Genomic DNA, 7,913 nt, shown 5'->3' on the forward strand with positions numbered 1-7,913 from the left:
TTACTCACCCGTTCGCCACTCGCCGCCAGGTTGCCCCGCGCTGCCGTTCGACTTGCATGTGTAAAGCATGCCGCCAGCGTTCAATCTGAGCCAGGATCAAACTCTTCAGTTCAATCTCTGTTTGTTGGCATTGCTGCCATCCTGATTTCTCAGGAGTCGCTCACTCAAAATACTGACCGTCACTCATTGCTGAGCAACGTATTTCTTTTGTGTGAACATTTGATAATTTAAGTAATCAGCTGAACTAGTCAGCTGGCACCTTCATCAAACGCCCACACTTATCGACTGTTAATTGTTAAAGAACTTATTCGGTACTACTTGCTGCGTTTCGACAAATCGTTTTGTTTGTCAGCAGCAGAGAAGCGAGATTATGCAGTGTTTCGTTTGCGTCGTCAACTTCTTTTTTCTTTTCCCTTTCGCATCTGCCGGTTTGCACTGGCGTTGCGTTGGGGAACGAGACTATAGCAAACCGCTATCCAGGCTGCAAGCGTCTTTTCGCATCCATGCCAATCGATCTTTCATTGCTGGCGATAAATCCGGCGCCTTTCGATACGAATAACGGAACTGTCCAGGTCTTTTCGCGGTCGTACGCAGGTCGACCACAGCCATGCCAGTGCCCCTCGCATCTCAGAACTGGGCGGCACTTGCCGAACCGGCGGTTCCGTTAATCGGGGGGATCTCGTCGGAGGCAAGTGCATGCCCAGTCGGTGCGAACGCGAGGCCACCGGCTTGCACCGGCGGCCCTCCCCTCCCGCAAAGGTTCGCTCCCTCAGCCTGGCTTGATCTTGAGTACGTCAGGCCCTGCTTCGAGCACTTCGATCACCCGCGCGTCGCCGAGACGAAACCGGTTCATTCCCAGCGCCGTTACACCGGCGGCAGTCCGTACTTGCCGATCGTCCGCCCCCGGCGTCCCGCTCACCACCTGGCCGGCATCGCGGAAGTCCAGGGTTTCCCGCCCCTGCCGGCTGTGCGGAAACGGAAAGGTATCGTAAGGGCGATAGACCTGCACCTCGCCCTCGTCCTCCTCGAAGGAGTGGGCCCAGGTTCCGCCGATCCCGCCCGTTTGCATGCCGCCCATCATGCGCCCGCCCCCAGCATCGGCGTGCCGGTGGGCTGCAGCGTCATCGGCATGTCGACTTTCTCGTCACGCGCCTCTTCATCGCGGAATGCGGTAATGACGCCGCCCATGAACTCGTATCCGGTCAACGACGGCCCCCAGGCCGAGCCGTTCCACCACTTGTGGTACAAGGCGCTGTCGGTGCCGGTGACGAAGACGTCGAGTCGGTTCGGTCCCCAGGCGACCACGCCCGGCTGGGAGGTGCAGGTGCCGCCCAGCTTTTCGTAGCCGGTGACCGACGGTCCCCAGGCCGAGCCGTTCCACCATTTGTGGTACAGCGCGCTGTCGGTGCCGATGACGAAGATGTCGAGACGGTTCGGCCCCCAGGCGACCACCTCGGGCCTGTCGACGCACACGCCGCCGAGACGCTCGAAGCCCTTGACCGAGGGTCCCCAGGCGGAGCCGTTCCACCACTTGTGGTACAGCGCACCGTCAGTGCCGGTCACAAAGATATCGAGGCGGTTTGGTCCCCAGGAGACGACTTTCGGCGGCGAGGTGCAAACGCCGCCCAGGTTTTCATAGCCGGTGATCGACGGACCCCAGGCACTGCCGTTCCACCACTTGTGATACAGCGCGCGGTCGGTGCCGACCACGAAGATGTCGAGGCGGTCCGGTCCCCAGGCGGCAATCTCGGGCTGGCCGGCGCAGACGCCGCCCAGGTTTTCGTAGCTCGTCAGCGACGGTCCCCAGGCCGAGCCGTTCCACCATTTATGGAACAATGCCCGGTTCGAGCCGAGCACGAAGACGTCAAGCAGGTTCGGACCCCAGCTGACGATGCGCGGATCGTCGACGCACACCCCGCCCATGAATTCATAGCCGGTCGTCGACGGCCCCCACGCGGAACCGTTCCACCACTTGTGGTAGAGCGCGCTGTCGGTGCCCGTGACGAACACGTCGAGCCGGTTCGGGCCCCAGGCCACCGCTTGCGGCACGCTGGTGCAGGCGCCGGCCAGCTTTTCGTAGCCGGTGACAGACGGCCCCCAGGCGCTGCCGCTCCACCACTTGTGGTACATGGCGCGGTCGGTACCGACCACGAACGCGTCGAGTCGGTTCGGTCCCCAGGCGACGACGGGCGACGAACTGGGGCGGATGGCGCCGGCGCTGCTGCCGATGGCACTGCGCACGCCGTCGAGACAGGCCTGCATGCGCGCGACCTGGCCGGCGGAGAACATCACCATTGCGCGGTCGTCGACGTAATCCATGTAGTTCATGAACATGTCGCCGTTCGGCCCGTTGCTGCAGGATACCCGCGGGAAGCTCGGCACGCCGACGTTCGCTCCGCCCTGGTTCGGCGTGTCGGCCACGTTGTCGGTGCCGCTGCAGCCGGTGCCGTCGTCGCCCCAGATGTGGTTCAGGTTGAGCCAGTGGCCGATTTCGTGCGTGGTCGTGCGCCCCAGGTTGAAGGGCGCGGCGGCGGTGCCGGTTGTGCCGAAGGCGGAGTGCAGGATGACGACGCCATCGGTGGCGTCGGGGCCGCCGGGAAACTGCGCATAACCGAGCAGGCCGCCGCCCAGCTGGCAAACCCATATATTCAGGTAATTGGCCGCCGGCCAGGCATCCAGGCCGCCGCCGGCCGTCGATTTGACGGCGTCGTTATCGTTGAAGGAAGCGACCGAGGTCTGGCGCCGTTCGATGCCGGAAGTCGGCGCTCCCGCAGGATTGGCGGTCGCCAGGAAGAACTCGATGCGGGCATCGGTGGCCAGCGGCAGGAAGGGAGCGGGTGTGGTGCCGACGTCCGGGTTGGTGCGGCGGAAGTCACGGTTCAGCACCTCGATCTGGCTGGCGATCTGGGCGTCGGAGATGTTTTGCGCCGGCGTGTTCCAGACCACGTGCACGACCACTGGAATGCGGGTGATGCCGGTACGCTGGTTGCCGGCCCCGCCGCTCTCCAGGCGCACCGTTTCGATTTCGATGTCGTCGCGGCGGCGCGCGTATTCCGGATTGCTCGACAGCAGGCGCCGGTGCACGTCCATGGTGCCGCACTTGCGTACCTTCGGCCCGCCGCTGTCGCCTCCCCCGCCGCCGCCCGACCCGCCGCCAAAGCCGCCGTCGCCGCCCCCTCCGGCACGTTCGAGACCGGCGCTGCCGTTCCCCATGCTGCCGGCTGGCATATCGTATTCGCTGCCATGGCCGCCCTGCTTCGCTTCCATCTCGCCGATCGGCATGCCTCCCGTGGGGTCGCGCCTGGCGAGGCCCGGCATGCCGCGTTCCTCGGGCGCCAGGTCAAGCTTGCCGTCGTTCGGCATCATGTTGCCGATGGCGCCATCCGCATCGGACGCGCTAGAGGCAGGCCCGGCGTCGCCTGCTCCGTTACCGTCGGGCATGGATGTTGCAGTCTTGGATGTCTTCGCTTTCATGTTCTTCCCCTCGTCGCCTGTGATGCAATTGCGCCCTGTATCAGGGGCATGCCTGTCCAATCGATAGCAAACTGGAAGCACGGTCTTACGTGGTAAGACAATCGGCAGGAGCGAAGTTCCGGGGCTGGACAGATAAAAAACCGTACGCAGCGAACACAGCATTTTGCCGGCGCGAGTGTCGGCTTCTGCCAACAAGCCCGACTGTGTGCGTGGCCTAACAGAACGTGTCGACCCGGCCGGGATAATGGGTCTTCCTGCATGCAGACGAGAAAGCCCTCATGTCGAACGAACTCCCTCCGGACGACGCGTCCGGCCCTGGCCTGGACGATGCGCTCGCCGTGTCGCGCCGCGGCTTCCTGCAGAGCGCCGTCGCGGCCGCCGCCGTCGCGCACCTGCCCCATGCGGGCGCCGCCGAGAGTCCGGCAGCAGCCGGCGCGCCGCCGGTGCCGCCGCGCCCGGTCCAGCTCGACATCAATGGCAAGCGCCATGCGCTGACGCTGGAGCTGCGCGTGTCGCTGCTGGACGCGTTGCGCGAATACGCCGGCATGACGGGCACGAAAAAGGGCTGCGACCGCGGCCAATGCGGCGCCTGCACGGTGCTGGTCAACGGCCGCCGCGTTAATGCCTGCCTGACCCTGGCGGTCATGCACGAGGGCGACCAGATCACGACCATCGAGGGCATTGCCCAGGGCGAGCAACTGGCGCCGATCCAGGCCGCCTTCCTCGAGCATGACGCCTTCCAATGCGGCTATTGCACGCCCGGCCAGATCTGTTCGGCGGTGGCCTGCATGGACGAAATGCGCGCCGGAACGGCCAGCGCCGCCAGTCCCGATGTACGCATGAAAGTCGTGCGGTTCGGCGACGAGGAAATCCGTGAACGCATGAGCGGCAACCTGTGCCGCTGTGGCGCCTACAACAACATCGTGGCCGCGGTGCGCGCCACGGCCAAGGTCTGAGGGGCCGGCATGCATGCCATCGACTACGAACGCGCCCTTGACCCGGCGCACGCGCTGCGCCTGGCGCAAGCCGCCGATACCCGCGTCATCGGCGGCGGCACCAACCTGCTCGACCTCATGAAGGGCGGCGTCGAACGGCCGCTGCGCCTGGTCGACATCACCCGCGTCGGCCTGGCGGACATCACGGAACTGCCCGGCGGCGGACTGCGCATCGGCGCCCTGGCCCGCAACAGCGATACGGCCAACCATGCGCTGGTGCGCAGCCGCTATCCGCTGTTGTCCCAGGCCTTGCTGGCGGGCGCCTCGCCGCAGTTGCGCAACATGGCGACCATGGGCGGCAACCTGATGCAGCGTCCGCGCTGCCCGTATTTCGTCGACACCGCCTTCGACATGTGCAACAAGCGCCTGCCCGGCAGCGGTTGCGCCGCGCGCGAAGGCATTAACCGCATGCACGCCATCCTCGGCGCGAGCCAGGCCTGTATCGCCGTCAACCCCTCCGACATGAGCGTGGCCCTGGCGGCGCTCGAGGCTACTGTGCAGATTGCGGGCCCGCGCGGCGGGCGCAGTGTGCCGATCGGCGACTTCCACCGCCTCCCAGGCGCGCAGCCGCAGGCCGAAACCACCCTCGCGCCAGGCGAATTGATCACCGCGGTCGACCTGCCGCCGCCCGCGTTTGCGCGCCATGCCCATTACCTGAAGGTGCGCGACAGGAGCAGCTATGCCTTTGCCCTGGTCTCGGTGGCAGCGGCACTCGACATTGCCGACGGGGTCGTGCGGCAGGCGCGCATCGCCCTGGGCGGCGTGGCGCACAAGCCCTGGCGCGTGCCGGCTGCCGAGGCATTGCTAGCCGGGCACCGCCTCGATGAGGCGCGTTCGCGCGAAGCGGCGGCGCTACTGGTGCGCGGCGCGCAAAGCTTCAAGGACAACCGCTTCAAGATCGACCTGGCGCAGCGCGCCACCGTGAGCGCGCTGCGGCGTGCGGGAGAGATGGCATGAGCGTCGTCGGACAAGGAATCGACCGCGTCGACGGACGCCTGAAAGTGACCGGCGCCGCCACCTATTCGGCCGAGCACAAGCTGCCGCAGCTGGCGCACGCGGTGATGGTGCTGTCGACCATCCCCAAGGGTCGGATTGCCGCGATCGACAGCGTGCCGGTCAAGGCCATGCCGGGCGTGATCGCGGTCATGACCCACCAGAACGCACCGCGCCTGGCCTTGCCGCAGGGTTCGGAGAAAAAGGAAGGCGGCGAGCAGTCGAAGCCGGACCAGAAGAAGCAGCCGCCCAATCCCAAGCTGTCGCTGCTGCAGGACGACCTGGTCTGGTACAACGCCCAGCCGGTGGCGGTGGTGATCGCCGATACCTTCGAGCACGCGCGCGACGCGGCCCGCCACCTGCGGGTGCGCTACAAGACCGAACGGGCCCAGCTCGACTTTGCGCAGGCGAAGAAAAAGCTGCGCCGCCCGGAACCGCAGCCAGAGCGGCCGTCGGACACCGGGCGCGGCAACGTGGCACGTTCGCTGGAACGCTCGGCCACGCGCTTCGACGCCACCTATACGACGCCGATGGAAAACCACAATCCCATCGAGCCGCATGCCACCATCGCGCACTGGAACGGCAATAGCCTGGTCATGTACGACTCGACGCAGAATGTCACGGGCGTGCAGCGCACGGTTGCATCGAGCTTCGGCATCGCACCGGAGCAGGTGCGGGTGGTCTGCCCCTTCGTGGGGGGCGGCTTCGGATGCAAGGGCTCGGTCTGGTCGCACGTCGTGCTGGCGGCGATGGCCGCGAAAATGACCGGGCGACCGGTCAAGCTGGTGCTCGAGCGTACCCAGATGTATGGCCCGGTGGGTGCGCGGCCGCTGACCGAGCAGCGCCTGGTGCTGGGCGCATCGACGGCAGGCAGGCTGGCCGCGGTGCGCCACGATACGATCTCGAGCACCGCCTTCCTCGACGATTTCACCGAACCCTGCACGGCCGCCACGCGCAAGCTGTATGCCTCCGACAGCCTGCAGACCTCGCAGCGCCTGGCGACGCTGAACGTCGGCGTGCCGACCTATATGCGTGCGCCGGGAGAATCGAGCGGCAGTTTCGCGCTCGAGTCGGCGCTCGACGAACTGGCCTACAAGCTGAAGATGGACCCGGTGCAGCTGCGGCTGGCGAACTATGCCGAGAAGGATCCGGAAAAGGACGTGCCGTGGTCGAGCAAGTCGCTGCGTGAGTGCTACCAAGTGGCGGCCGAACGTTTCGGCTGGGACAAGCGCGACCCGCGGCCAGGCGCGATGAAGAACGGACGCACGCTGGTCGGCTGGGGCATGGCAACGGCCACCTATCCCGCCAACCGCAAGAATGCCAAGGCCGCGGCCACGCTGCTGCCCGATGGGACGGCCGTCGTGCGCAGCGGTTCGCACGACCTGGGCACCGGCACCTATACGGTCATGAGCCAGATCGCGGCCGATGCCCTCGGCCTGCCTGTGTCGAAAATACGCTTCCAGCTGGGCGACACCCTGCTACCCGAAGCACCGGTGTCGGGCGGCTCGCAAACCGTGGCCAGCGTCGGACCGGCCGTACACCAGGCGGCGCGTGCACTGCGCGACAAGCTGGTCGCCATGGCGATTGCCGATACGGCTTCTCCCTTGCATGGCATGGCCGCCGGCGATATCGATGCCGCCGACGGCTGGCTGCTTGCACGTGCCGCACCCGCCCGGCGCGAGCAAATGTCGGCCATCGTGGCGCGCGCAGGCGGCCAGCCGGTCAGTGCCGATGCCAATGCCGAGCCAGGCGACGAGAAAAAGCGCTATGCCATGCATGCCTTCGGCGCGGTGTTCGTCGAAGTGCATGTCGATCCGGATGTCGGCACGATCCGCGTGCCGCGCATCGTCGGTGCTTATGGGGTTGGCCGGGTCATGAACCGCAAGACCACGCACAGCCAGCTGATGGGCGGCATCGTCTGGGGCCTTGGCATGGGGCTGATGGAAAAGACGGAAATGGATTGGCGTTTCGGGCGCGCGGTGAATGCGAACCTGGCCGACTACCACGTGCCGGTGAACGCCGACATCGGCGCCATCGATATTGTCATCGTCAACGAAGAGGACAAGCAGATCAACGAGCTCGGCGCCAAGGGTGTCGGCGAAATCGGCATCACGGGCGTGGCGGCAGCGATCGCCAATGCGGTCTACCACGCCACCGGCAAACGGATCCGAGACTTACCGATCACTCCCGATAAAGTATTGGTCTGACTATACAAACTTTGCAGAAAACCGCTTTTGTAGGGTGGGCACCTGTGCCCACGCTGTCTCATCTCTTGAGCATCGGCGCCGTACGCAAACAGCCAAGAACGTGAAATGACACGCGCAAAAGCAAAAAACCCCGCAGAGATCACTCTGCGGGGTTTTTCATATAACTAGCCTGACGATAACCTACTTTCACACTGGTTGCAGCACTATCATCGGCGCAAAGTCGTTTCACGGTCCTGTTCGGGAT

At 65.4% G+C, this 7,913-nt stretch carries 5 protein-coding genes and 1 rRNA gene; 3 read left to right on the forward strand and 3 right to left on the reverse strand.

Annotated elements, in window-relative coordinates; genetic code table 11:
• The 3 genes from LK540_RS25120 to LK540_RS25130 form a co-directional block, all read right to left on the reverse strand.
• Positions 1-112: ribosomal RNA gene (locus LK540_RS25120) — 16S ribosomal RNA — on the reverse strand; the annotation flags it as partial.
• A gap of 657 nt (positions 113-769) precedes the next feature.
• On the reverse strand, positions 770-1,081 hold the full coding sequence (locus LK540_RS25125) for a hypothetical protein (protein ID WP_229440135.1): 312 nt from the start codon (positions 1,079-1,081) through the stop codon (positions 770-772).
• Complete coding sequence (locus tag LK540_RS25130) at positions 1,078-3,441, reverse strand: M43 family zinc metalloprotease (RefSeq protein ID WP_229440136.1); 2,364 nt, start codon at positions 3,439-3,441, stop codon at positions 1,078-1,080. The genes LK540_RS25125 and LK540_RS25130 overlap by 4 nt, the downstream gene beginning before the upstream one ends.
• Positions 3,442-3,752: 311 nt before the next feature.
• Here LK540_RS25130 and LK540_RS25135 point away from each other — a divergent pair, with 311 nt between their 5' ends.
• Genes LK540_RS25135 through LK540_RS25145 form a run of 3 tightly spaced genes read left to right on the forward strand, consistent with a single transcriptional unit; the run spans position 3,753 to position 7,669 of the window.
• On the forward strand, positions 3,753-4,430 hold the full coding sequence (locus tag LK540_RS25135) for a 2Fe-2S iron-sulfur cluster-binding protein (RefSeq protein WP_229440137.1): 678 nt from the start codon (positions 3,753-3,755) through the stop codon (positions 4,428-4,430).
• A 9-nt stretch (positions 4,431-4,439) separates the two neighbouring features.
• Positions 4,440-5,426: a xanthine dehydrogenase family protein subunit M gene (locus tag LK540_RS25140; protein WP_229440138.1), complete on the forward strand. Its 987-nt coding sequence runs from the start codon at positions 4,440-4,442 to the stop codon at positions 5,424-5,426.
• Positions 5,423-7,669 (forward strand): xanthine dehydrogenase family protein molybdopterin-binding subunit, encoded by a 2,247-nt coding sequence (locus tag LK540_RS25145; protein WP_229440139.1) that lies wholly within the window; start codon positions 5,423-5,425, stop codon positions 7,667-7,669. The genes LK540_RS25140 and LK540_RS25145 overlap by 4 nt, the downstream gene beginning before the upstream one ends.
• Positions 7,670-7,913 lie beyond the last annotated feature (244 nt).

Origin of the sequence: Massilia sp. IC2-278 (assembly GCF_020708045.1) — a bacterium.
Lineage (GTDB): Bacteria > Pseudomonadota > Gammaproteobacteria > Burkholderiales > Burkholderiaceae_D > Telluria.